The sequence below is a fragment of the Flavihumibacter rivuli genome, assembly GCF_018595685.2.
In the GTDB taxonomy this organism is placed as follows: Bacteria; Bacteroidota; Bacteroidia; order Chitinophagales; family Chitinophagaceae; genus Flavihumibacter; species Flavihumibacter rivuli.
Genome location: NZ_CP092334.1, coordinates 3783171 through 3807210 on the forward strand (window position 1 = coordinate 3783171; position 24040 = coordinate 3807210).

General features: G+C 49.3%; 24 protein-coding genes. 6 read left to right on the top strand and 18 right to left on the bottom strand.

Translation table 11 applies throughout. The features are described from left to right. Nucleotides 1–134: 134 nt before the first annotated feature. From KJS94_RS16050 to KJS94_RS16080, 7 genes are all read right to left on the bottom strand, one after another. Entirely contained in the window at nt 135–509 is a 375-nt protein-coding gene (locus KJS94_RS16050) for a response regulator (RefSeq protein ID WP_214448422.1), read from the bottom strand. After that, nucleotides 502–3213 carry a sensor histidine kinase gene (locus tag KJS94_RS16055; RefSeq protein WP_214448421.1) on the bottom strand — a complete coding sequence of 904 codons (2712 nt, stop codon included), beginning with the start codon at nt 3211–3213 and terminating at the stop codon, nt 502–504. Before KJS94_RS16055 ends, KJS94_RS16050 begins: the two co-directional genes overlap by 8 nt. Further along, a complete protein-coding gene (locus KJS94_RS16060) occupies nt 3206–3421 on the bottom strand; it encodes a hypothetical protein (protein WP_214448420.1) in 216 nt (71 codons plus the stop codon). Before KJS94_RS16060 ends, KJS94_RS16055 begins: the two co-directional genes overlap by 8 nt. Nucleotides 3422–3485: 64 nt before the next feature. Continuing rightward, nucleotides 3486–3731 carry a DUF6814 family protein gene (locus tag KJS94_RS16065; protein WP_214448419.1) on the bottom strand — a complete coding sequence of 82 codons (246 nt, stop codon included), beginning with the start codon at nt 3729–3731 and terminating at the stop codon, nt 3486–3488. A gap of 18 nt (nt 3732–3749) precedes the next feature. Next, a complete protein-coding gene (locus tag KJS94_RS16070; RefSeq protein WP_214448418.1) occupies nt 3750–5297 on the bottom strand; it encodes an MFS transporter in 1548 nt (515 codons plus the stop codon). A 47-nt stretch (nt 5298–5344) separates the two neighbouring features. Next, a complete protein-coding gene (locus KJS94_RS16075) occupies nt 5345–6745 on the bottom strand; it encodes a hypothetical protein (RefSeq protein ID WP_214448417.1) in 1401 nt (466 codons plus the stop codon). Between the two features lie 103 nt (nt 6746–6848). Then, the gene (locus KJS94_RS16080; RefSeq protein ID WP_214448416.1) at nt 6849–7277 is read right to left on the bottom strand and encodes an IS1/IS1595 family N-terminal zinc-binding domain-containing protein; all 429 of its coding nucleotides are present in this window, start codon (nt 7275–7277) and stop codon (nt 6849–6851) included. A 114-nt stretch (nt 7278–7391) separates the two neighbouring features. On the opposite strand from KJS94_RS16080, the gene acs reads away from it, so the two are divergent. Next, the gene (acs, locus tag KJS94_RS16085) at nt 7392–9305 is read left to right on the top strand and encodes an acetate--CoA ligase (RefSeq protein WP_214448415.1); all 1914 of its coding nucleotides are present in this window, start codon (nt 7392–7394) and stop codon (nt 9303–9305) included. A gap of 37 nt (nt 9306–9342) precedes the next feature. Here the strand turns inward: acs and KJS94_RS16090 are convergent, their stop codons facing one another. The 10 genes from KJS94_RS16090 to KJS94_RS16135 all read right to left on the bottom strand — a co-directional run bounded on the left by KJS94_RS16090 (nt 9343) and on the right by KJS94_RS16135 (nt 18696). Beyond that, complete coding sequence (locus KJS94_RS16090) at nt 9343–10614, bottom strand: 1-acyl-sn-glycerol-3-phosphate acyltransferase (protein WP_214448414.1); 1272 nt, start codon at nt 10612–10614, stop codon at nt 9343–9345. 187 nt (nt 10615–10801) lie between these two features. Then, a complete protein-coding gene (locus tag KJS94_RS16095) occupies nt 10802–12964 on the bottom strand; it encodes a T9SS type A sorting domain-containing protein (protein ID WP_214448413.1) in 2163 nt (720 codons plus the stop codon). 703 nt (nt 12965–13667) lie between these two features. Further along, on the bottom strand, nt 13668–14225 hold the full coding sequence (locus KJS94_RS16100; protein WP_214448412.1) for a L,D-transpeptidase family protein: 558 nt from the start codon (nt 14223–14225) through the stop codon (nt 13668–13670). Between the two features lie 175 nt (nt 14226–14400). After that, nucleotides 14401–14775 (bottom strand): LysM peptidoglycan-binding domain-containing protein, encoded by a 375-nt coding sequence (locus tag KJS94_RS16105; protein ID WP_214448411.1) that lies wholly within the window; start codon nt 14773–14775, stop codon nt 14401–14403. A gap of 10 nt (nt 14776–14785) precedes the next feature. Then, on the bottom strand, nt 14786–15277 hold the full coding sequence (locus tag KJS94_RS16110) for a BON domain-containing protein (protein ID WP_239804196.1): 492 nt from the start codon (nt 15275–15277) through the stop codon (nt 14786–14788). A 39-nt stretch (nt 15278–15316) separates the two neighbouring features. Next, the gene (locus KJS94_RS16115; protein ID WP_214448410.1) at nt 15317–15724 is read right to left on the bottom strand and encodes a DUF4332 domain-containing protein; all 408 of its coding nucleotides are present in this window, start codon (nt 15722–15724) and stop codon (nt 15317–15319) included. A gap of 160 nt (nt 15725–15884) precedes the next feature. Beyond that, nucleotides 15885–16721: an outer membrane beta-barrel protein gene (locus KJS94_RS16120; protein WP_214448409.1), complete on the bottom strand. Its 837-nt coding sequence runs from the start codon at nt 16719–16721 to the stop codon at nt 15885–15887. Between the two features lie 26 nt (nt 16722–16747). After that, nucleotides 16748–17827: an anti-sigma factor gene (locus KJS94_RS16125; protein WP_214448408.1), complete on the bottom strand. Its 1080-nt coding sequence runs from the start codon at nt 17825–17827 to the stop codon at nt 16748–16750. A 24-nt stretch (nt 17828–17851) separates the two neighbouring features. Further along, entirely contained in the window at nt 17852–18337 is a 486-nt protein-coding gene (locus KJS94_RS16130; RefSeq protein WP_214448407.1) for an RNA polymerase sigma factor, read from the bottom strand. A gap of 134 nt (nt 18338–18471) precedes the next feature. Beyond that, nucleotides 18472–18696, bottom strand: coding sequence for a hypothetical protein (locus KJS94_RS16135; RefSeq protein ID WP_214448406.1), 225 nt, complete (start codon nt 18694–18696; stop codon nt 18472–18474). A gap of 157 nt (nt 18697–18853) precedes the next feature. Between KJS94_RS16135 and kbl the strand changes: the two genes are divergently transcribed. Next, nucleotides 18854–20041, top strand: a complete 1188-nt coding sequence (gene kbl / locus KJS94_RS16140; protein ID WP_214448405.1) for a glycine C-acetyltransferase — start codon at nt 18854–18856, stop codon at nt 20039–20041. Nucleotides 20042–20139: 98 nt separating this feature from the next. Here the strand turns inward: kbl and KJS94_RS16145 are convergent, their stop codons facing one another. Further along, nucleotides 20140–20523, bottom strand: a complete 384-nt coding sequence (locus KJS94_RS16145) for a RidA family protein (protein ID WP_214448404.1) — start codon at nt 20521–20523, stop codon at nt 20140–20142. 64 nt (nt 20524–20587) lie between these two features. On the opposite strand from KJS94_RS16145, the gene KJS94_RS16150 reads away from it, so the two are divergent. From KJS94_RS16150 to KJS94_RS16165, 4 genes are all read left to right on the top strand, one after another. Continuing rightward, on the top strand, nt 20588–21223 hold the full coding sequence (locus KJS94_RS16150) for a 3-hydroxyacyl-CoA dehydrogenase family protein (protein ID WP_214448403.1): 636 nt from the start codon (nt 20588–20590) through the stop codon (nt 21221–21223). Between the two features lies 1 nt (nt 21224). After that, nucleotides 21225–21899, top strand: a complete 675-nt coding sequence (gene tsaB / locus KJS94_RS16155; RefSeq protein WP_214448402.1) for a tRNA (adenosine(37)-N6)-threonylcarbamoyltransferase complex dimerization subunit type 1 TsaB — start codon at nt 21225–21227, stop codon at nt 21897–21899. Between the two features lie 109 nt (nt 21900–22008). Then, nucleotides 22009–22350, top strand: a complete 342-nt coding sequence (locus KJS94_RS16160) for an ArsR/SmtB family transcription factor (RefSeq protein WP_214448401.1) — start codon at nt 22009–22011, stop codon at nt 22348–22350. A gap of 210 nt (nt 22351–22560) precedes the next feature. Next, entirely contained in the window at nt 22561–23967 is a 1407-nt protein-coding gene (locus KJS94_RS16165) for an MBL fold metallo-hydrolase (RefSeq protein ID WP_214448400.1), read from the top strand. Nucleotides 23968–24040 lie beyond the last annotated feature (73 nt).

Genomic DNA, 24040 nt, shown 5'->3' on the forward strand with positions numbered 1-24040 from the left:
CCCCGTCAACTTTGCACAGCTTTCCATCCACCTCTATTGTACTTATCTTCTTTCCAAGGATAATTTACTTGAATTTGGCGAGAATGCCAATGCTGTCTTCTTTCAGGGAAGATCCTGGTAGGTGGAGTTGGGGGTCATGCTGCTTCCAGCAATTCCTTTACCTTTTTCATCAGGTCGCGGGTGGAGAATGGTTTGCTGATATAGAGGGACGCGCCGAGGTCATAACCTTTCCTGATATCGGCTTCCTTGGTCTTGGCACTGAGGAAGACCACAATGATATCCTTCAGTTCCGGGGTCGATTTGATGTGCTTGCAGATGGCATAGCCGTCGACATCCGGCATCATGATATCCAATAAAACCAATGCGGGTCCTTGTTCCAGTAATTCCATCGCTTCCTTTCCATTGCGGGCCACCATTACGTCGTAGCCGTTCTTCTGCATCAGGAATTCCAGCGACATCAGAATGTAGGGATCATCATCAACAACCAGGATCTTCTGTTTATTATCCATTCAGGAAAAAGGTTTTTGTGGATGGTAATGTAAAGATAAAGGTTGAACCTAGTCCCGGTTTACTTTCCACCCATATTTTGCCCTGGTGTAATTCCACGATCTTTTTGCAGATGGCCAGCCCCAGCCCGCTTCCTTGCGGTTTGGTAAGGGTCTGGTTCCTGGCCTGGAAGAATTTGTCAAAGATGAGCTCATGCAGGTCTTCCGGGATCCCCTTCCCGGTATCTGCCACCCATACCTGCACCTCATCATAATTATGGCGGGTGGTGATGCTGATGCTTCCTTCTTCGGGAGTGAACTTGATGGCATTGGACAGCAGGTTATAGATCACCTGGCTGACGAGGTCCTTGTCGCATTCCACCAGCAGCATACTGTCGGGAAGGTGTAGTTTCAGTTCAACCTGTTTTTCCTTTATCAGGGGCAGGGTTGCATCCGCCACGTCCCTGATGAGTTGGGTGAGGTTAACTGAACTCATGTGCAATTTTTGCCTGCCCGATTCATAGCGCTCCAGGTTAAGTACCTGCGTGATCAGGTGGCTCAACCTTTCGGTTTCTTTCACGATCGCCCCCAGGTAGTGTTGTTGTTGTTCATCGGGCAGGTCGGGGTTATCGTGCACTATCTCAGCCAACGCACGGATGGAGGTGAGCGGTGTGCGCAACTCATGGGTCACGGTATAGAGGAATTCATCTTTCATGGCATCCATTTCCCTGAGCTGGCTATTGGCCGCCTGCAGTTGTTCCCCGGCTTTTGCCAGCTCGCTGGATTTTTTCCGCAGTTCCTTATTGAGTTCAATGATCTGCTGGGATTCCCTCAGCATGTTCACCACTTCCTCAATGCCCAGCTCTTCCGCCTTGGCCACACTGGTGACCATGATATGCGCCGAGGCCGAACCAATTACCCCTGAAAGTATCTTTTCCGTGAAGTTGGTGAGCCTGGGATCTGCCCGCTTCACGGCGAGGTCGATCTTGTGGCGGTTGGCATAGTTGACGAGGATCTTCTCCGCCCGTTCTTCCCCCAGGAAAGTCTGTAACAGTCCTTTCAGGTCGCGTACACTGGCATTGCCTTTCCAGACCACCTTGTTATCGGCATACCTGGATTGCTCGAAGATGTCGGTAAAAATCTCCGCCTGGTAGGTTTCCTGTACTGATCTTCGGGTGTACATGGAGGTGAGGGTAAAGACCAGGGTGTTGAGGGACAGGCTCCAGAAAAGGGAATGGGTTATAGGATCAAGGCCTTTGAGGCCCATCAATGAATAGGGCCTGAGCCAGCCTTGCCCAAATATCCCTTCTTGCATGATGGCATCAGGTAGTAGGCCTGCATTCACCATGGAAGGAATGACAAGGGTAATGGTCCAGATGAGGAAGCCTGTAACCAAACCGGCTATGGCGCCAGCCTTGGATGCTTCTTTCCAGTAGATCCCTCCCAGCAGGGCCGGTACTAACTGGGCAACGGCTGCAAAAGATACCAGGCCAATGGATACCAGGGAGAACTGTTCTGCAACTGCCTTGTCGTAGGCATAAGCGATCAAAAGGATCAACAGTATGGAGATCCTTCTTACCCAGAGAATGGTGGTCTGCAGGGAACCCTGGCTGCCCACGCTCAGCGAGCGGGATAATAGCAGCGGGATCACCAGGTTATTGGAAACCATGGTGGAAAGGGCTATGGTTTCCACGATGATCATACCTGTTGCTGCGGAGAATCCCCCGATGAAAATAAAGAGGCTCAGCCATTGCTGGCCATGTGCGAGGGGGATGCTCAGGACATACATGTCTGCATCTGAACCGGTGCCCAGTAGCATGCCGCCAATGGCAATGGGCAGCACAAAAATATTGATGGCAAAGAGGTATAAGGGAAACAGCCAGATGGCTTTTTTCAGGTGGACCTCCCGCAGGTTTTCCACCACCCCTACCTGGAATTGCCTGGGGAGAAAGATGATGGCAAACATGGAAAGGACCAGGGTGGATAACCAGCTTGATGGTCCTGCACCTTCACCTCCCAGGGTGAACAGGTGCTGTAACTCTTTTCTTTCCATTGCCCGGCTGAATATGTCCCCTGCACCATTGAAGATGCCATAGGTAATAAAAATGCCAGCAGCGATAAAAGCCAGGAATTTCACCACTGATTCTGCTGCAATAGCAGCTACCAATCCTTCATGTTTTTCAGATGCGTCTACTGATCGGGTCCCGAAAAAGATGATGAAGAGGGTAAGGGCGATCGTTACATAGAAGGTGGTGTCATTTACCGGGCTGGCCTGCGGGTTGTTGCCCGCGCTGAGGAGTTCAAAACTGGCGGATATCGCCTTCAGCTGAATGGCGATATAGGGGATAATGCCCACCACGCAGCTGATGGTGACGAGGCTGGCGATGGAGAAGTTCTTGCCATACCTGGTGGAAATGAAATCCGCAATGCTGTTGATGCGTTGTGTTTTACAGATCCTGATGATCTTCCGCAGGACGGGCCAGAAGGCAGCGCACATGATGGTTGGCCCCAGGTAGATGGTCAGGAATTCCAGTCCATGTGTTGAAGCCCTTCCCACACTGCCATAATAGGTCCAGGCAGTACAATAAACAGCTAATGAAAGCGCGTAAACATAGCCGTTATTGATCAGGCTCCTTCCGCTCTTTTGCCGTTTTTCTGCATACCAGGCGATCAGGAATAGCAGTATGAGGTAAGCCAGCGCAGCTGCTATGATGATCCAATTATTCATCACGCCTCTCTTTTTCCTTCCTGGTTTCGGTGATGGCAAACAATAACAGTATCGAGGCCAGCCATGCTAAAAAGACATACCGGTACAAGAGTGGGACCTTGTTAACCAGGGAGGCCTTGTTGTAAATGGACAGCAGGGGGAAATTGAACAGCAGCAACAAGGCTACAAAGAGAATGATGTATTGCTGTTGCTTCCTGTTTGGGTTCATAAAAAAATAGCATAGTTGGCGCAATGGAAGTTAGCCAAACTATGCTATTTGTCCAAAGTTGTCATCAGTCATTGATCTCGGAAGAACTTTCCGGCAGGTGGTCATATTCTCCCTGCAGGGCATAATACCCGAATATCATCATTCCGATGGCGATTGGGATGAAGATGATCACGAATACGCCCCACTGGATCTTCGTATCGATCACCGGGTTCTTGCTGACCTCGGCGGCAGCTGTCTTTACCAGGTAGTAAATGGCTGCCGGACCCAACAATATCCAAACTATTCCCAGGTATTTTTTTAGCTGATTCATTTTGTTTGATTTTTACGATTAGTCATTAACGTTAGGGTCTATCTTATTGCTTACATAAAGCGTTCCGATCACCAGGCAGACCGCCGCAATGATGATGGGATACCAGAGTCCCACCAACTTGTCACTGGTATGCATAGTGGTCAGCAGGGTTGCGATGAATGGGGTTAGCCCACCGAAAACGCCATTGCCGATATGATAGGGAAGCGACATGGACGTGTACCTGATCTTGGTGGGGAAGAGTTCTACCAGGAAGGCTGCGATAGGGCCATACACCATCGTTACAAAGATGATCTGAAGGAAGATCAGCCCAACGAATTTCCAATAGGTGTTGTTGTCCAGTTTCTTTTCCACATAGCTTGTTGTGGCTTTTCCTACCTGGCCAGGGGTGGCGGAATAAAGGGTGTCTACATTCACTTCCTTGAAGCTGATCCCATTGTTCAGGGTTTTAATGATGCTGGTAGTGACAAGGGAGTCTGATTGGTTAGGGCCGAGGTTGCGCTTAACCACCGGGGCATCAGCAGAAGCCAGCAGTGTCTTTTGCATTTCGGCCACATTGGTGAGTTCCATGAATTGTTTGTAGATGGGTCGGTAGGAGAAGATGGCCAACAACATGCCTGTCATCATGATCCATTTCCTTCCAACTTTATCACTCCATGCGCCAAATACCACGAAGAATGGTGTGGCAAAAACAATGGCCCAGATGATCATCGTGCGGCTCTGGTCAAAATCCACCTTGCATACATTTTCAATAAAGGATTGCGCATAGAACTGGCCGGTGTACCATACCACGCCTTGTCCCATGGTAGCGCCGAACAAGGCCAGTAATACCATCTTCAGGTTGGTCCTGTGGCCAAAACTTTCCTTGAGTGGGTTAACGGAAACCTTTCCTTCCGATTTTAGTTTGGCAAACAAAGGGGATTCCTTCATTTTCATTCGGATATAGATTGAAACGATCACCAGCAGGATAGATACCAGGAAGGGGATCCGCCAGCCCCAGTCGTTGAATTTCTTAATGGAGGTTGGGAGATCGGGGTCCAGGCTATGGCGGGTAAGCAGGATCACACCCAGGGAAACAAATAGTCCGAGCGTAGCAGTGGTCTGGATCCAGGAGGTGAAATAGCCGCGTTTGTTTTCCGGGGCATGTTCTGCCACATAGGTGGCCGCACCACCATATTCCCCACCGAGAGCCAATCCTTGCAGTAAGCGCAGGATCAACACGATGATCGGTGCGGCAAACCCAATGGTCTCATAGCCCGGCACCAGGCCAATGGCAAAAGTGGAGCCACCCATCAATACCAGGGTGAGGAGGAAGGTGTACTTGCGGCCGATCAGGTCGCCCAGCCTTCCGAACACAAGGGCGCCGAAGGGCCTTACAATAAAGCCTGCTGCAAAAGTGGCCAGGGTACTCAATAAGGCTGCAGTAGGGTTGGTCTTGGGAAAGAACTGGTTGGCGATTACCGTTGCAAGACTTCCGAAAATGTAGAAGTCGTACCACTCAATGAGGGTGCCGACGGAAGAAGCGCCGATCACCTTCCAGATGCCTTTGGATTGGTTGGGTTGTTTCATGATGACAAGTTGTTTATCGTTTTGAAGGGGAATTGTTATGATGGTGTTTAGAGATAGACCTGGAACTGGATCTGCATTTCCCCCTTACGGTCCATCACCTTGTTGGTGGCAGGGTTGTACAAGGGTCTGCTGGAATATTGCAGGGTCAGTTTGCTATTGTGTCCATCCAGGAAAAAATTACTGCCGATATCCCAGTAATGACCGGTTGCTTCCAGTGCATCCAGGTTTTTCATGGCATAGGCTGCAATGGGCTGGATCCTCAGTTTGCCGGATCGACCTTTTGGCAACAGGAAGCCGGCTTGTGTGTACCAGATATTCCCTGAGCCCAGCAGGATCCTGCTATTGCCCGGTCCTTCCTTGGCCAGGGTGCCAGTGAATTTTGGGTCAATGGTGCCGGTATTCATAATGCCCACGGCGCGCAGGTAGTTTGGTCCGAAATCATATTTGTAAAATACGGAATAGGCGGTAATGGCCATGTTCTTTGCCATGTTGCCCACAGGCAGGTCAGCAAATACGTCGGCAGCAAAGAGGTTAATGTCGTGGGAGGAAATATTGCCTTCGGTCGATTGGGACTTCGTACCATCGCTATTGTGGTAGAAACCAGCACCGAAGTTCAGCACCTTCCTTGTACCTACGTATGTGCCTACCCGGTAGGGAAGCACATTCGACTCCTGGTCAAGGAACTGGTAATCGTAGTAGCCGCCAACGGCAGCCCTTGCATTGCCATTGTTGTCCACAGCCGGGCCTCCTGCAGTAGGTGTTGTATTGGTCGCAAAAGGTTTGTTCAGGTGCATCTGGTAGTGGAGCTTGCCTAGCACGCCCTTGGTATAGATGCCATACTGGCGAGCGAATTGGTCAGAGTTCTCGATCAGGGGCCAGTTGAATACCGGTGCATCGATCATGAGGAAGTTCAGCGTGCTGGCCGATGTCATCCTGCTCAATCCCCACCAGTAATGCAAGCCGGCCCCCAGGTATAAAGTGTTCCTGTTGGCTTTTTTGGTCTTCGGGTTCACAGAAGGGATCACTGCGTATTCATTGTATACATCGTGGAAGAAGATCTGCGGTTTCTTCCCCTGGCCATAGCCACCGGTTCCATTGGTGCCCGATCCCCCGCCTGTTGTGAAGGTTTGGTTGTTGATGCCGGCGTGCACAATGATCAGGTAACGGGGTGAAATTTGCGCATGGGCCAGGAAGCGGATTCTCCTGGCGCCAATGTCCCATGCAGATTGGGAGGGTTCGCCGTTGATGGCAGTGCCCGGGTTTTGTTCGTTGACCCTGGCCCAGATCTGCGCCCAGAAGATCATCCTGAGGAATTTGGAGCCATCTTCATTGAATTTCATTTTGAGGCCGGTGCCGTAGTCATTTGATCCCTGGCCCCTGGCCGCAGAGAAGGCCATCAGGCTGCATATTGCCGCAGCTAGCAATCGTTGGGGAAGTGTCCGTTTCATGCGGTGGTTTTTTTAGGTGGCTGAAACAAGCGCTTCCCAAATTTTATCAATCGTCAGGGTTCAGCGGTAGTTGCTGGTATACCTTTGCAAAGCAGTATAGTTTTCAAAGGGTATTTTTGCGGAATCTTTCCCATTTGATGACCATGAACTTGTCACCCAGTTCCGTGATCATGCAACCTGCGTTGCGAAGGGCTTCCCGCTCCCTGAAAAAATCCAGCAATTCCGCATGGGTAAGGACTTTGTAGGTCGGCCGGTATTCATAGTTTTCCGGCGCCTTGATGTGGTATTTCCTTACCCAGTTCATTACACTCACGTGGCTGATGCCCATGATGCGCTCGATCTCCCTCAGGGAAACCCCTTCGATATACAGTTGGAGGGCTTTTATGACATAGTAAGGATCGATGTTCTTGCCTTCCTTCAGGACCGTAAAATAGTAGTTGCAAGACTTGCAGTGATAGCGCTGTCGGCCTTTAACGACGCCGCTTTTGGCCGTTGACTCACTTTTGCAGCGCGGGCATTGCAACTGTTTCATGGCGATAAATATTAATATACTATACTTAATTAGCATAAATATACCAAATTAGCAGAATTAGATTCTGCTGCGGGCCCAATCTTTTCTACTTTTAGTGCAGAAAACAATTGCCATATGTCATACCCCTACCAGGTCAAAGATTATGACCAGTACAAAGCAGCCTATAAGAAAAGTGTGGATGACCCGGAAGGTTTCTGGGCCGATATTGCTTCCCATTTTTATTGGCGCAAGCGCTGGGATCGCGTACTTGAATGGAATTTCAAGGATCCCGAAGTGAAGTGGTTCATTGGTGGTAAGTTGAACATTACTGAGAACTGCCTTGATCGACATCTGGGATCCCTGGGCAATAAACCTGCTATTATCTGGGAGCCCAATGACCCGGAAGAGCACCATCGTGTATTGACCTATCGCGAACTGCACAACAAAGTGATCCAGTTTGCGAATGTGCTGCGCAACAATGGGGTGAAGAAAGGCGACAGGGTTTGTATTTATATGGGTATGGTTCCTGAACTGGCGGTTGCTGTATTGGCCTGTGCGCGGATCGGCGCTATCCATTCGGTGATCTTCGGGGGCTTCAGCGCGCAGAGCATAGCCGACCGTATCATGGATGCGAATGCTGAATTCGTGATCACCTGTGATGGGGCGTTCAGGGGCAATAAGGAGATCCCTTTGAAGAGCGTGATCGATGACGCGCTGATCCAGTGCCGTTTTGTGAAGCGGGTGATCGTATTGACCAGGACCCGCACCCCGGTGTCCATGATCAAAGGCCGGGATGTATGGTGGGAAGATGAGATCAAGAAGGTAGAGACCATGGGCAATCCGGATTGCCCTGCCGAAGAAATGGATGCGGAAGACCCGCTGTTCATCCTCTATACATCCGGATCAACAGGTAAGCCCAAGGGGGTGGTGCATAGTTGTGCCGGCTATATGGTCTATACCAACTACACATTCGTGAATGTGTTCCAGTACCAGCCTGGTGAAGTGCATTTCTGTACGGCAGATATCGGCTGGATCACGGGACACAGTTATATCGTTTACGGCCCCCTTAGTGCAGGAGCCACTTCCCTAATGTTTGAAGGTATTCCCACCTGGCCTGATGCGGGGCGTTTCTGGGATATCGTTGATAAGTACAAGGTGAATATCCTGTATACAGCACCTACGGCGATCCGCTCCCTGATGGGATTTGGCCTCGGCCCCGTACAGGGTAAGGACCTGTCCTCCCTTCGGGTATTGGGCACCGTTGGAGAGCCCATCAATGAGGAAGCCTGGCATTGGTATGATGAGAATATTGGTAAAGGTCGTTGCCCGATCGTGGATACCTGGTGGCAGACCGAAACAGGAGGCACCATGATCAGTAACCTGGCTGGTGTTACGCCTGCCAAGCCTTCCTATGCCACCCTTCCATTACCGGGCATCCAGCCGGTATTGGTGGACGAAAAGGGAGAAGAGATCAAGGGCAATGATGTTAGCGGCAATCTCTGCATCAGGTTCCCCTGGCCTTCCATCATCAGGACCACCTATGGCGACCATGAGCGCTGCCGGACCAATTATTTCGCCACCTATGACAATATGTACTTCACAGGCGACGGCTGTTACCGCGATGCGGAAGGATTCTACCGTATCACCGGAAGGGTGGACGATGTATTGAACGTGAGCGGTCACCGCATTGGTACTGCAGAAGTGGAGAACGCGATCAATATGCATGCCGGCGTGGTGGAAAGTGCCGTGGTTGGCTATCCCCATGATATCAAGGGACAGGGCATCTACGCTTTCGTTATTTACCAGGGTACACATGGCGATGAAAACCTGAGTCGACAGGATATCACCCAAACGGTGAGCAGGATCATCGGTCCTATCGCCAAGCCTGATAAGATCCAGTTTGTGAGTGGGTTGCCCAAGACCAGGAGTGGGAAGATCATGCGCAGGATCCTGCGGAAGATCGCCGAAGGTGAATTGGATAAACTAGGGGATACTACCACCCTCCTTGACCCGGGTGTGGTGGATGAGATCAAGAATGGCAAGTTATAAAGGATGGCTGTTATCGGCCGCCAATTAAAAATCCGGGTCAATGCCCGGATTTTTTTTGGATACCCGTGACTTGGTAAATGCGTTCCATCAAGGCTTTGCGTTGTTCTTTCAGTGAGGCCAGCAGGGGGCTATTGACCTTAAGTGCCCTTCTTTGTTCCCGCCATAAGGTATAATAGCGGTAGTATTGCCAGCTGTACCAGCCACAGATCCAGGTGATCAATAAGATGATCCCTGTGGTTTTGATGCCGACCAGGGCTATGCCCACCAAAAAGATGAGGAGATACCAGACCAGGCTCAGCAAGGCAGCAGCTGCTACTAATACCCATGTATAAAAGTCGACGCGGTACACTTTCTTATCCGCTATCGCCCTTGCCGTAAGTAAGGGAAGGCCATGCAAGAGCCAACCCAGCACAGCACTCGGCAATCCCAACCATAAGGTTGAGGTAGGCAATTGTTGATGGGAGGCCAATGCCAGTGCATGGTCACTGAGCCTGGTGGATTGCAATGATTGATGATAGGCATCCAATTCGGTTTGTAGTACGTTTAGTCCAGGGCTTTGTTGCTCTACGGTTTTTTCTGTTTCGATCTGTGCGGCTGCAGGAAGCAGGCCCATTTCATTCCTTACCAGGTGCAGGGTTTCTGCAAAGCCTTTTGCTTCCTCCGGCTGGGTATGTAATACCAGTTGCCTCACTGCGGCATAGCTGGCTTCTGTTAATTGTTTGATGGCTGAGGCTGGTTGGGATGCATATATCCCTGTATAGGCTGCGGCATCAATTGGATGACCGGCCTGGACCCATACAGTACTGAAGAGCCTGGTGGGGTGACTGTAATTGATGCCTATGGGTATTATTGGTAAGGATGGCAACTGATGCCTGGATACAGCTTGCATGGCGATCCTGAAAGCGCCTTTCCTGAATGGCCGCAGGAAATAATCAACATGGCTGACCCCTTCCGGGAAGAACAATACCACTTCCCCTTTAGCCAATAGGTTGATGGCTATTTCTATGGACTCGTCATTCTTATTCAAAGTACTTCTCCCGCCTTCATGGTGGTGCACGGGATGCATGTGCAGACTTTTCAGGATGCGGTTAACGATGGGGTTGACAAATATGTCGCCACGCGCGAAAAAATGAATGGGACGTTTCATCAATATGCCCAATAATGCGGCATCCATCAGGGAAGAAGGGTGGTTGGCAACGAGCAGGACAGGGCCCCTGGAAGGTACCAGGTCCAGGTTATGGTGGAGTATTCTTTGGTAGAATGCCCCCATTGCCCTCTTCATCAGGCGTTTGACTAACGGATAGATCATGCTTCCCTAAAAGGTATAAATATAGGGATAAGGCTATTTAGTTGTTGCTGGTGTTGCGGTTGTTCTTTACAATGATATGGGCTCCTTTTTTACCTGAACTGTTTGTATCGCTAAATGTGACTTATGCTGCAAGAAAAAAGCCCTGGCACCATGGTGCCGGGGCTTTTTTTATTAGGTGAAGTCCTTCTTATTGGATCACAAAAGGCAGGACCTCTTTTTGGTTGTTGAACTGGGTGCGGATAAAATAGGAACCACCCTGTAGGTTGCTCAGGTCGAGCCTTGCGCGGCTATCCGCTCCGAAAGTTACCTGCTCCTGGCGAACAATGGCGCCAAGCGCGTTAAACACGGTAACCGTAACCTTCTTGTTGGTCCATGCAGTATTTTCCAGTACCAATTGGGCATTGCCATTCAATGGGTTCGGGAATACCCTGAAGCCGCCTGCATTACCATTGGAGATGGTTATCTTGATGACATCGCTGTAAGACTCCTTGCCATCCAAATCGGTCTGGCGGATACGGTAGTAGCTTACGCCATTCAAGGGTTTCTGGTCCCTGAAAGCATAAGTAGCATTAACGTTGGAGTTGCCGCGACCCTTCACTTCGCCAATAGCGCTGAAGCTAACACCATCAGCAGAACGCTCAACAGTGAACTTGTCGTTATTCAGTTCTGCAGCAGTGCTCCAGCTCAGGTCAACACCACTGTTGAAATAACGTCCATTGAAACTCAACCAACGAACAGGCAGCGGGTTGAGGTCAGGACGAACCGTGCCTAGTGTAAAGACTGGTGCCTGGAAGTTTTCCAGCACATTGAAGGTCCTTACATTGGAACGAACATAATTGATACCATTTACGGTAGTCAATCCACCATTGGCGAAATTGTTCCAGCGGGCGCTGCCCAGCCAACCCATCACCCCAATGAAGGTAGCATCAGTAACCCCACAACTGCGTACATTATCATATGAAAGCCATGTGTAGGGAATAGTGGGGTCTGTAGAAGAAGGAGGGATGATATTATCCTGTTCATCCAAAAGCCAGTATTCACAAGTGCTGATGGTAATAAGTTGAGGAGGGTTTCCAAATGTGGGTGGCTGGTTGGTATTAGGCCAGTTATCCTGGGGGTTCTGCCTGATATAGGTGGCCTGATAGGTCCTGGCGGCAATCAGGGGATCATTGAACCCTGTATTTCCACTCATGTGGATGGCGCCAAGGTAGACTCCGTTGCCCACAGGAAAGGTGAAGGCTGTTGTACCACTCTTACGAACCGGACCGTTAACATGGCTGGTATTGCTGGCCCCCGACCAGGTTGTGTTCTGGCCAAACTGAAGATAGTTTTGCGTTGTGGAATTGATGATTCCTGAAGCAAAGGTAAAAGTCTGGCCTCCCTGGTCAACTATCATGGGGCTTAACAAGGTAATATTGCCTCCTGACTTGGTCACTTCTATTGGGCCATTGAAGTGGCTTTCCGTGCCAGCCGCAAGGGATACTGATTGGTTATTGCCGCCAATGAACAGCAGCCTGATCGCAGCTGTCGTCGCGGTAGCGGCTGCATTCAAAGTGATATTTCCACCTACCTGAATAGTAGAGTTATTTATAGCGGAACCACCTGGGGTATTAAATCTTCCGGCACTTATGGTAAGATTGTTACTTACAACAATTGCATCACCGATCTCAAGATTGACGTTGCCACCTCCTGAGGTATTGTTTACCACCAAATTGGTGAAATTGAGGGTGCCAGTGGTCAATGGCCCATTGATGGAAATGGTTTGGGCGTTGTTCCTTTCCAAGGTTACTGTTCCGGTCCCGGCATTATATGCACCGGGGGCGTTAACAGAGAAATTCACAAAATTCAGGAGGAAGTTGTCATTGTCCGGGAAGTTAACAAGCCCGCTATTGATGGTTAGAGCTCCGGCTGTAGTTGAAGGTCCTAATACAATATTGTTGGAAGGCAGATTGGTTACGAAGGAAACCGTGCTGGCTGCGTTGGCTTTATTTATGGTGATATTCCCGTTTCCAGCCTGTTTAAATGGAGCGTCAACATTGATGATCGAATTGCCATTTCCGCCAATAATAAGGTCAACGAGTGCTCCTAAAAAGCCTGTTTGAATATCTATGTTTCCATTCACCTGCAATATACCAGTACCAGTTCCCAATGTGCCATTGGTAAGTGTAAGATTATTGAGTACAGTGACCTGATCTCCTGCAGCAATATTCATGTTGTCTCCACCTGGCGAATTCGGCTTGTCCAGTATCACATCATAAAAGGAAATAGTGCCGTTGCCTCCCCCATTGATATTAATGGTTGTATTATTTAGCCCATTAAAGGTAACTGAACTAGTGCCAGGATTGAACACGGCAGGAGCACTTAAATTAAAGTTGGCATCTATCTGAATAGATCCTGCAGCATTAATTGTGCCTCCTGTAATGGTAGAGACACCTAAAAGGCTGTGCGACCCTGATCCCAAGTTTAACACACCAGCGCTCATGGTGAAAGACCCATTAAATATGGAAGATCCTCCTGTGGCTGTAATCGTTCCCCCATCAATCGCGGTGGCATTATTTACAAACAGTATGCTATTGTTTTGAATGATAGTGCCAGTGTAACCAGCTTGAATAGTTAGCGCCTGTAGATTAACGAAAGGAATATTTAAGTTACAATTCGCGTCACTGGTGCCGTCAAAAATTGCTGCCCTAGTGACACTTGGAATACCTGCGCCACCTGCTCCACCAGGAGTATTAGACCAGTTAGCGGGAGCATTAAAGTTTCCGGTAGCACCGGGAGCCACCCAATACAAGGGTTGAGCTTGTGCAACTAGGGTAGACAAGAAAAATAGGACAAAGAAATGGAGAATTCTTCTCATGGTATCTGGTTTGGTATATATACAAATGAAAAAGCCTGATATACAGGTGGTAATCAGGTAGGATTGGATAGGCAGTTTTCCAACCAGAATAATGGATAGGCTAAAGGATATCTGTTCCTAAGATACCACAAAAATAGCCATATGCAAGCATATGGCCGGAAAAATTCGATATAATGTTAATAATTAATGTGATGGGTTACTTTCGGATACTCACCCTGGTCCCGATCGGGATCATCTTATAGAGCTCTTCCATCTCACTTCTTTTGAGGCTGATGCAGCCATTGGTCCAGTTCTGGAAGTAATCCACAGCCATATCATCCCTTTGCCAGGTGCCATGGATGCCAATGCCGTTGCCGATCCTGGCATTTTTGGGGATCAGCCCTTTCCGCTTCCTTTCATTGAACTTGGCATAATCAGCGGCGGTAGGGTAGTCGATCAGCATGATCTGTCCCCACTTTTCATGAGGGCGTTTGGACACGATCTTATAGTCCCCCTCCGGGGTCTTCCGGTCGCCTTCTACCATTTTATCGTCCAGGCTTTTGTTGCCAAAGACTACCGGGTAAGTGGCATACCAGCCATCATCATCAAAAATACTGAGTTCGTAATCGGTTTTGTCGATCTCTATCCTAGGCTTGCCGTTCAGTTCCGAATTGAATCGGTTCTTCCTGATGGATCGGTAATGGTGGCCGGAAAATGAAAATAGGCCGGCACTGAGTAAAAGCAACAGTGGTAGGGATAAGCGCTTAATTTTCATGGTTTTCATTTTTTAAAAGACCTCATCCGGATAATCGGGTTTCATCCAGGTTTAGCTTTTAAGGGGTCGGATACGTCCTCATTAACGCAATCCACAGCCGCTTATTTTGTATGTGGATAGAAAATGAAAAAGTCCTGCCAAAACTGGCAGGACCTTGTTAATAAATTGATAATCATTATTTTCTTGGGATCTTTAATTCCCATCCGACCTGGATATGGTCAGGATTCTTGATCCTGTCGGTATTGGCTTCATAAATATCCCGCCAGCTGAGGCCGGGGAACTTTTTGGCGATGGTGGTGAGGTTATCGCCGGCCTTCACTGTATAGATTTCCTCCGCCCCTTCCGCCAGGGCAATATTCAGTACCATGTCGCTGTCCCTGAAATCGGGGTTGGCTGATTCATAGGCCTGCCATACCTGTTCTTTTACAGCAGCACTGGGTGCCACTCCGTCCACATAAAGAACACCATCCTGCTCCCTCACTTGAAGGTTGGTCACTCCGCCCGCATTGGCTGCATCCATTACTGCCTTGTATTTACCCTGTAGTGCCATAGTGCTGCTTTTATTTGATGACTAATTTGTTTTCCACTTTCTTAGGCTTCATTTCATTGAGCTTCTGGATCAGGCCGGGCAGGTCTGCCTTTTTGATCTCACCCGTAAGGGTTACCACACCTTCCTTGATGTCGGCCTTCACCTTTGAATAAGTGCTACCGGTTAACAGGTCGCCTACGGATTTCTGGAGGGCTTCATCGGGGTTGATAACAACTGGTGCGGGAGGGGGCGGTGGGGGTGGAAGGGTCAGGCTATTCGATACTGATTTGACTCCTTTTACTGCCTTGGCAGCAGCTTCAATGGCTGCACGGGTGGCCTCATCAGCCGCTTCCCCGGTTAGGGTGGCTACCCCGTCCTTTACAGTGACACTCACTCCAGGATAGGAGGCAATTGCGGTAGCAATGCTTTTCTCGATGTCGCTGTCCTTGGGCTTACAGCCAAGAAAGCCGACCATAATGGCCATGATTAGCCATAGGGCCCATGTCTTGTTGATCCGTCGCATACTTGTTTGTTTTTGGATTTGGTTAATGGTTATGCTGTGTTAATGGAAAACTTTTTGTTCGAGGCCTGCAGCATGCCTGATCATATCCTTTAATGCATCAACAGATGGCACTTTGCCACTCAGGCCAAACTGGTTGTTTACCTCCTGGAGCCTGGTATGGAGGTTCTCTGCGTTCCTGGTGGCTAATTCCTTCACACTGTCCACCCCGGCCGCCTCCAGCAATTCTGCTGTCTGCCCTGCTACCCCGTTGATGCGGAACAGGTCGGCATGGTTCACCCAGGTCAGGATCAGGGATTCCGGGATCTTCGTTGATGCTGCCAATACTTCCCTCCCCGCCTTGGTTCCTGCCTTCACCAGCAGGTCAGTGGTCGTTTTGATGCCTAATTTTTCCAGTTTGTGGGCATAGGTCTCGCCAATTCCTTCAATGTCGATAACAGGGTAATTCATATTCAGGAAAAATTTTATTCAATTTACAATAATGCCTTATGGAAAGCATTATTGAATGAAAATTAATTTTAATATAATGTGGCAACTACGACCGGGGATCAGGGGGGCAATAAAAAAGGCCACCCTTTCGGGTGACCTTGTTATGGGGATTCATGGCTGCTTACCAGTTGCCGATCCTTAACCCCACTGCGTAGGGTGTTTGGTCGAGGCCGTCCTTGAACATGCTCCTTGTGGCATAGGAGCCATAAAGTTTCACCGGTCCCAGTTGCACTTCGCCGATATAGGCCAGTTTCCAGTCGTTCAGTCCCAGGTTGCCCTTGGTCTTATCCTTCCCGGTCTCATCACTTACATATTTCTGGCGGGACGAGTAGAGATAGCTTCCGCTCACGCCCACGCTCAGTCCGAAGGAACGGTCATTGGGTTTGTTGGGGGTGAAATTGAAGTTCAGCATCAAGGGGACAGTCACGTAATCAGTGGCCAGTTTGTTCTTGCTGTATTGGATCTCCTCGTCCTTGTAAACGGATGGCGGGTTTTTGGTGAACCGGATATTTTCTTCATAGCGGAAGTTATACAGTTCCAGTCCGAGACCATATTTCAGGTTGACCACGTGGTTGATCAGGTTCAAGCGCTGCATGAAGAACCAGATGTTCACGTTCACGGATTTGCTGTTGCGAAGGTTGAACCAATTCTCATTACTTCCCGGGGCAAATGCCTGGGCTGCTGCCGATCCATAATTGGTATTGTCAACATAGTTATTGAAGCCGAAGTCGAACAACAACCAATTGGTGGTAACATTGGAGGACTTCTGGCTGCCCTTTTTGTAAATGTTGACATTGATATCGCTGCCGCGGTTCGGTCCACCATTCTTCAGGATGATGATATTGCCAATTCGCATGGTATCGCCTGCTGGGGGTGTTACCTGGGTGGTGTCTGTCTGGGCCCTGCCTATCGTAGCGGCAAAACATACCAGGGCCAAGAGTGTAGTCTTCTTTAGCATAGCCTAATTTTTCTTATGATAAGTGATTATTCTGCTTCTTTGCTGGCAGTGAACACACCGCCTTTTTTACGCTCAGTGGAAAGTGGGTTATTGTGGTCGATGAACCTGCCGGCTTTCCGGAATATGCCACGTAATGGGGTCTTCTTACTGATATTGGTGTTAGACACATAGATATAATCGTCGTCCGCTGCATTGTTTACATACACCACATTGGGGGTGTTGTTGGTTTCTACATATACAGGCTGGTCAGGATTCCTGTTTGGCTTCTCGTTAACCGCAACATCTCCAACGATTGGTTCTACTGTGGCGTCCTTCACTTCCTCCATACCCTTCGCCTGCATTTCCTTTGCGTGATCGTTGTTGGCGAGCAGCTGTTGCTGTGGTGCATATGTTACAATTTCCTTCCTGTTTTCCTTAGTGTTCGTTTGTTGTGTAACGTTAGTAGGCCCATTTAGGTTACTCTTACCTGCCAAAATATTTTCTTCCTTGTTCACAGTGCCTTCTTCTGTTGGCTGTTTGGTAACCGGGCTGGTTGTTTGGCCAGGGGTTTCTTCTGTAATGGTTACCAAAGCCCCATCATTGGTTTGGTCATTATTACCGGGCTTCAGCCAAAGCAGGCCTGCCACCAGGAGTACCACAGCCGCAGCCATATAGCGCACCCAGATACCGATTACCGGTTTGCGTTCATTTTCGGAACGATAAAGCCTGGCCTTATCCGGGAAAGTGATGCCCATATCCGGGCTTAGCTTTGCCGACTGGATCAGTTCAAATTCCGCCTGGTATTCAGGATGTGCATACACGAACTCTTCTGTAGCTGCTTTTTGTTCGTTGTTCAATTCGTCATCGGCATATTGAACAAACCATGATTCATAATTGGTCGGGTTGACCAGGCTGTCCTGGTCCTGGGTACGGAAAAGAATCTCCTTGTCAAGGAATTCCGCTTCATGGTCGCTGGGCAGGACGGCACCCTTGAACATCTCCAGTTCCTGCCGGAGATCGGGGTTCTGCTCTACAAAGGCCTCCACTGCTGCTTTTTGCTCATCGGACAACTCATTGTCGATGTACAGCAGGAAAAATTCTTCGTAATTATGGCGGTTAATGTTCATGATCTTTCATTTTAGGGTAACTGCTCACAGCACATTCTCGGGTTTCACAAGGTAGTTCTTCAATTGGATCCTTGCCCGGTGCAGGTAAACTTTTACCTGGCTTTCGCTCAGACCGGTGATCTGCCCGATCTCTTTATAGGAATAGCCTTCATAATCCTTCAGCAGCACCAGGCTCCTTTGCGTTTCACTCAATCTCGACAGCGCTTCTTCCAATACCTTTTTGAGGTTATTGACCGGCTTATGGGAGATCGCCACCTGTTCACTGAATTCGTCCTTCAGGGTGATCCGCTTCACCTTCCTGAGGTGGTCGATCATCTGGTGATAGGCTACAGTGAACAGGTAGCTTTTGGATTTGTCATAGTCTACCTCTTCCCGGCGTTGCCACATCTTCTCGAATGCGCTCTGTACCACATCGCGGGCATCCTCTTCATGCCTGAGGTTTTTCAGGATGAAGCGATAAACGTTATCCGCGTATAGTCGCACACATTCATTGTATTCTTTCTCTGTCATAAGCAGTGAATGCTTGAATTTTTATAGGCTGGTTGTAATAGTTATACGGTCTGTTCCCGGAAATGTTACAAGCTGCCCAAAAAAAATACCAGCCTATAGGGCTGGTATTCTGTTTATAAAGGTAAGTATTTGTCTTATAACCTGGCAGACAACAAGTTGTCGGACATGGTCTCCCAGATGATCGACTCTTCCATAGGGGGAACTGTCCGCTTTTGCTCGGGACAGGCCTTCTGGCGTTCACAGCATTTTTTTTGGGGAACGGTAGTGCTCCCGGTTGTCTGGCGGGAATGGACCACTGCTGCACCCAGTAGAAGGAGCGAGGAAAGGGCCAGTCCGCTGAAAATTTGCCTGAACTTCATAAGTCGGTTTTGGAATATGACGCAAAGTACTGCGCTTTGGTTACAGGGGTTGCCTGCCAAACGTTAAAAATGCTTAAATAAATTAGGGTCAAACGGTTGCCCTGCCAGACTAACAGCTGTTATTCTTCCTTATTTTTGCCGACTAAAATTCTTGCCGATGAACGAGAAATTTGTACAACGCATTGCTGCCGAACTGGAAGATATCAAGGCCGGCGGCCTCTTCAAGTCGGAGCGTGTGATCACCAGTGAGCAGGGGCCTGAAATCATGGTTAATGGGAAGAAAGTGTTGAACTTCTGCGCCAATAACTACCTCGGCCTCTCTTCGCATCCCAGGGTAATTGAGGCTGCGCATAAAGCCATTGATACCCATGGTTATGGAATGAGTAGTGTCCGCTTTATCTGCGGCACCCAGGATATCCACAAAGAACTGGAGCAAAAACTGGCGGAGTTCCTGGGAACCGAGGACACCATTCTTTATGCTGCTGCTTTCGATGCCAATGGCGGGGTATTCGAACCCTTGTTCAATGAGCAGGACGCCATTATTTCCGATGAGCTGAACCACGCGTCCATCATTGATGGGATAAGGCTTTGCAAAGCCCAGCGTTTCCGTTATAAGCATAATGATATGGCGGACCTGGAGCAGAAGCTGAAGGATGCATCCGGTGCCAGGAGCAGGATCATTGTTACCGATGGTTCCTTCAGCATGGACGGAACTATTGCCCAGCTGGACAAGATATGTGACCTGGCCGACCAGTACGATGCCATTGTAATGATAGATGAATGCCATTCATCCGGCTTCCTTGGCAAGACCGGCCGCGGCACCCACGAATACAGGGGGGTAATGGGCCGCATCGATATCATTACCGGTACGCTGGGCAAGGCCCTGGGCGGAGCATCCGGTGGTTTCACCAGTGGCCGCAAGGAGATCATTGAAATGTTGCGCCAACGCAGTCGGCCTTACCTTTTCAGTAATACCGTAGCCCCTGCTATTGTGGGGGGGTCTATTGCTGTGCTGGATATGCTGAGCCAGACCACCGAGTTGCGTGATAAGCTGGAATTCAATACCCGCTATTTCAGGAAACACATGACCGAGGCTGGTTTTGATATCAAGCCCGGTGACCATCCCATCGTCCCGATCATGTTGTATGAGGCTACAGTGGCCCAGCAGTTTGCTGCCAGGCTGCTGGAAGAAGGCGTTTATGTGATCGGCTTCTTCTATCCAGTGGTAGCCAAGGGCCAGGCCCGTATAAGGGTGCAGTTGAGTGCAGCGCATGAGCAGCACCATCTCGACCAGGCCATCGCTGCTTTTGCCAAGGTAGGTAAGGAGCTTGGGGTGATAAAGTGATGAACAGAACAAAGATCGGTCAAACAGATACTAAAAGGGGAGCGCTTGCAGCGTTCCCCTTTTGAATTCGAGACAATAATTATTGTTCAGCCTTTCCCTTAGCCTTTTACTGCGATCATGCTGATCTCTACGTTCACATTCCTTGGAAGGCCTTTAACGGCAACGGTTTCACGCGCAGGGTAGTTTCCGCTGAAATATTTTCCATATACCTCGTTCACGGTTCCAAACAAGCTCATATCAGTAAGGAAAATGGTCGTCTTTACCACATCGGCAAAACCATATCCTGCTTCGGCCAGGACGGCTTCCAGGTTCTTCATCACCTGTTCCGCTTCCCCTGCCACATCGGTGGCTTCGATGGTACCTGTTGCGGGATTGATGGGCACTTGCCCGGAAATGAAAAGCATATTGCCGGCCTTCACCGCCTGGCTGTAAGGCCCGATGGGTGCCGGTGCGCCACTAGTCGTAATGATTGTTTTTTCCATGACCCAAAAATAATGGATATGCGCGAAGACGGATGTCTTCCCCAACAGTTTGTAATTTTGGCGAATGCAGCCAATGCCGATATATGTAGCCATCCTTGGCGATCCTTCAAAAGGACTATTCTCCCGTACCTACCCGGAAACCATCCATGTGGAGTTTTATGACGATTGGGATTCCTGGCTGCAGTCAGGAGCAGGTCTCTTTATAGATACCCGTTTCGAGTATTCTCCCCAACGGATTGAAGCGCTGGAGGGCTTGTTACCCGCGACAGTAATGGTCAATTGTGTGGAATACACCTGTTCGGAACTTCATGGCTTCGTCCGTTATAATGGCTGGACCGGTTTTGAACAGACCGGTTTGCTGGAGTGCTGTACCGATGAGGATCAGTTACCTGCGGTGGTAAAGGAGTTTGCCGACCTCGCCGGCCTGAAACTCATGGAAGTGCCGGACCAGCCCGGACTGGTAAGGGCAAGGATCGTTTGCAGCATCATCAACGAAGCCTACCATGCACTGGGCGAAGGTGTTAGCTCAGCAGGGGATATCGATATTGCCATGAAATTGGGTACCAATTACCCCTTTGGGCCTTTTGAATGGGCCGGACTCATCGGACACGGCCGGGTCATTAGCTTGCTGCATCAGCTAACTGCCATCCATGAGCGCTACCAACCAGCACCCAGTCTCCTAACCCAATCCCATAGTTAAGATGGCCCTTATCCTTTCTATAGATACCTCCCAGGAAAGAGCAATGGTTGCCCTGGCCGAAGGCCCTGTTCTTTTGGCTTCAGCCGAAAATGCGCAACAACAGGACCATGCGGTATGGATCCATCGTCAGATCGGGGACTTGTTGGCAGCCAATGGAAAATCTTTTAAGGATATCCATGCTATCAGTACGGTGGCCGGTCCTGGTTCCTATACCGGGATCAGGGTGGGAATGGCCACTGCTAAAGGGCTTTGTTATGTATTGGGTTGCCCACTGATCAGTTTGGACAGCCTGGAGCTGATGGCCTATGATGCCCTCCAACAGGGGGTAGGGCAAACCTATTTGTGCCCCATGATCGATGCCCGCAGGATGGAGGTTTTTACCGCTGTTTTTGACCGCCAACTCAATGCTTTGATGCCACCTTCAGCCATCATCCTGCAGGAGAATAGCTTCGGGCAGTGGCTGGAAAAGGATTCCGTGGCATTTTTTGGTTCCGGTTCCCGGAAATATAAGGACTTGTTAAAAAGTGTACATGCCAGCTTTCTTTATCTAAGTGTAAACCCTCAGAGTCTTGTAGGGCTGTCCGCTGAAATGCACGCCAGGCAAAGGTTTTCAGATTTGGCCTATGCCGAACCCAATTACCTGAAAGCTTTTTATACCACTGCAAAAGCAAAATGATAGGTATTTTAATTTTTGAAATGTAAATTTGCATATTGACTTATTTGCATGTGTTATGCAAGGTCAAGGCTCACTGAATTTAAAGGACTCTAAAATCCAATTTTCAGACATGAACACAGTAGCAGGAAATTACCTCAAGATCAACGAGGTAGAAGGCCCCGAAATGAAAGTTGATTTCTTACATGTAAAGAAGGCAGCATTAACGCTGCGGGCTCTTAATCACAAACTTCGCCAGCAGATCATGAAGTTGCTGGAAGAGAACGAGAAGCTCACTGTAACCGAAATCTATGTTAGGTTACGCCTCGAGCAATCTGTCGCTTCCCAGCACCTCGCTATTTTGCGCAGGGCGGGTATTGTGAAGACCGAGCGCGATGGTAAATTCATTTACTATCGCCTGAATGAGCCCCGCATTGCTGAGATCAGTCGTTGCGTGGAAGACATTATCAGCTAATTGTTCCCAATGTATTTCAAGGCTGTCACCATGGTGGCAGCCTTTTTCATCCGCCAAAGCTTTAGCGCAGGCGGATTTTATTTTAAAAAAAGCTTCAGCGCTGGAGTATTGCATTTGCAAAAGCTTCAGCGAAGGAGGATGTATCCGCCGAAGCTTTAGCGTAGGTTGGGCCCTGACTATCCATTAATTTTGCCCGGAATCTTACAGACTATGTACATCCAACAGTTATATACCAATTGCCTGAGTGAGGCGGCCTATTATATCGAAAGTGATGGTGAAGTGGCGATCATCGATCCCCTAAGGGATGTAGAGGCCTACCTGAACCTTGCTGCGGAAAGGAAGGCCAGTATCAAATACATTTTCGAAACCCATTTCCATGCTGATTTCATCAGTGGTCATCTCGACCTATCGAAGATCACCGGCGCGCCTATCATTTACGGACCGGGAACCCAAACCGCTTTCCCGGTTACGGTAGCCAGGGATGGTCAGCAGTTTCAACTCGGGAAGCTGACCATAGAAGTGATGCATACTCCCGGCCATACATTGGAGTCATCCTGTTACCTGCTAAGGGACGAAAAGGGGGCACCCCATGCCGTGTTCACCGGGGATACCTTGTTCGTTGGTGATGTTGGTCGCCCGGACCTTTTCAGCGGGAGCCTCAGCAAGGAAGAGTTGGCTGGTTTACTGTATGATTCCCTGCACCTGAAACTGGCAACACTGCCTGACCAGGTCCTGGTATATCCTGCTCATGGGCCGGGAAGCAGTTGCGGTAAGAACCTTGGTCCGCAAACTTTCAGTACCATTGGTGAGCAGAAGGCCAGCAACTACGCTTTAAAGCAGCAAGACAAGGAAGGTTTCATCAAAGCGGTTACTGATGGGTTATCTGCCCCGCCTCAATATTTTCCCATCAATGCCCGCATCAATAAAGAAGGATATACCGAATTGGATAAGGTAATGGAAAAGGGTATGCAGCCCATTAGTGTTGCCTCCCTTAAGGAATTATTGGGGAAAGATGGCATTGTCCTACTGGATACAAGGCCATCCCATGTATTTACTGAAGGCTTTATTCCCAGTGCGATCAGTATAGGGCTGGAGGGCAGGTTTGCGGAATGGGCAGGAAGCCTGCTTCCCTTCAACCAGCCAATAGTGCTGGTAACAGAAGAAGGAAAGGAGAAGGAATCATTGATACGATTGACCAGGGTTGGTTTCGAGAATGTGATCGGATATTTGGAAGGAGGCTATGAAGCCTGGCGAAAGGCTGGTGAAGCCTTCGACCTGGTAATTGATGTTGAGGCGGATGAACTCGCCATGGACCTTCCACATGATGATAAACTCCTGTTACTGGATGTGCGCAAGCCGGCGGAATTTGGTGATGGCCACATTGTTGGTGCTGTCAATATCCCACTGGCGGAAATGAATGACCCTGCGTCCCTCTCCACGATAGATGAAGAGCACAATGTTTATGTGCATTGCGCCGGTGGCTACCGCAGTGTGATCGCAGCTTCCCTGCTCAAGCGTCAGGGCTTCCATAACCTGCGCAATATTGTGGGTGGTTGGAATGCCATTAAGGAGCAAAAGGGCATTCCGGTAGAGAAGGAAGGCGCTGTACTCAATTAATGATCGAATTGTTCAATTGATCAGGTGGGCAAGCGTATGGATGGAAATCCTATTGCCATCTGTACCCCTGGCC

Bases quoted from the DNA above. Each gene is read 5' to 3' on its own strand.
- KJS94_RS16050 (WP_214448422.1), bottom strand. From the start codon at position 509: ATGGATAATAAACAGAAGATCCTGGTTGTTGATGATGATCCCTACATT.
- KJS94_RS16055 (WP_214448421.1), bottom strand. From the start codon at position 3,213: ATGAATAATTGGATCATCATAGCAGCTGCGCTGGCTTACCTCATACTG.
- KJS94_RS16060 (WP_214448420.1), bottom strand. From the start codon at position 3,421: ATGAACCCAAACAGGAAGCAACAGCAATACATCATTCTCTTTGTAGCC.
- KJS94_RS16065 (WP_214448419.1), bottom strand. From the start codon at position 3,731: ATGAATCAGCTAAAAAAATACCTGGGAATAGTTTGGATATTGTTGGGT.
- KJS94_RS16070 (WP_214448418.1), bottom strand. From the start codon at position 5,297: ATGAAACAACCCAACCAATCCAAAGGCATCTGGAAGGTGATCGGCGCT.
- KJS94_RS16075 (WP_214448417.1), bottom strand. From the start codon at position 6,745: ATGAAACGGACACTTCCCCAACGATTGCTAGCTGCGGCAATATGCAGC.
- KJS94_RS16080 (WP_214448416.1), bottom strand. From the start codon at position 7,277: ATGAAACAGTTGCAATGCCCGCGCTGCAAAAGTGAGTCAACGGCCAAA.
- acs (WP_214448415.1), top strand. From the start codon at position 7,392: ATGTCATACCCCTACCAGGTCAAAGATTATGACCAGTACAAAGCAGCC.
- KJS94_RS16090 (WP_214448414.1), bottom strand. From the start codon at position 10,614: ATGATCTATCCGTTAGTCAAACGCCTGATGAAGAGGGCAATGGGGGCA.
- KJS94_RS16100 (WP_214448412.1), bottom strand. From the start codon at position 14,225: ATGAAAATTAAGCGCTTATCCCTACCACTGTTGCTTTTACTCAGTGCC.
- KJS94_RS16105 (WP_214448411.1), bottom strand. From the start codon at position 14,775: ATGGCACTACAGGGTAAATACAAGGCAGTAATGGATGCAGCCAATGCG.
- KJS94_RS16110 (WP_239804196.1), bottom strand. From the start codon at position 15,277: ATGCGACGGATCAACAAGACATGGGCCCTATGGCTAATCATGGCCATT.
- KJS94_RS16115 (WP_214448410.1), bottom strand. From the start codon at position 15,724: ATGAATTACCCTGTTATCGACATTGAAGGAATTGGCGAGACCTATGCC.
- KJS94_RS16120 (WP_214448409.1), bottom strand. From the start codon at position 16,721: ATGCTAAAGAAGACTACACTCTTGGCCCTGGTATGTTTTGCCGCTACG.
- KJS94_RS16125 (WP_214448408.1), bottom strand. From the start codon at position 17,827: ATGAACATTAACCGCCATAATTACGAAGAATTTTTCCTGCTGTACATC.
- KJS94_RS16130 (WP_214448407.1), bottom strand. From the start codon at position 18,337: ATGACAGAGAAAGAATACAATGAATGTGTGCGACTATACGCGGATAAC.
- KJS94_RS16135 (WP_214448406.1), bottom strand. From the start codon at position 18,696: ATGAAGTTCAGGCAAATTTTCAGCGGACTGGCCCTTTCCTCGCTCCTT.
- kbl (WP_214448405.1), top strand. From the start codon at position 18,854: ATGAACGAGAAATTTGTACAACGCATTGCTGCCGAACTGGAAGATATC.
- KJS94_RS16145 (WP_214448404.1), bottom strand. From the start codon at position 20,523: ATGGAAAAAACAATCATTACGACTAGTGGCGCACCGGCACCCATCGGG.
- KJS94_RS16150 (WP_214448403.1), top strand. From the start codon at position 20,588: ATGCAGCCAATGCCGATATATGTAGCCATCCTTGGCGATCCTTCAAAA.
- tsaB (WP_214448402.1), top strand. From the start codon at position 21,225: ATGGCCCTTATCCTTTCTATAGATACCTCCCAGGAAAGAGCAATGGTT.
- KJS94_RS16160 (WP_214448401.1), top strand. From the start codon at position 22,009: ATGAACACAGTAGCAGGAAATTACCTCAAGATCAACGAGGTAGAAGGC.
- KJS94_RS16165 (WP_214448400.1), top strand. From the start codon at position 22,561: ATGTACATCCAACAGTTATATACCAATTGCCTGAGTGAGGCGGCCTAT.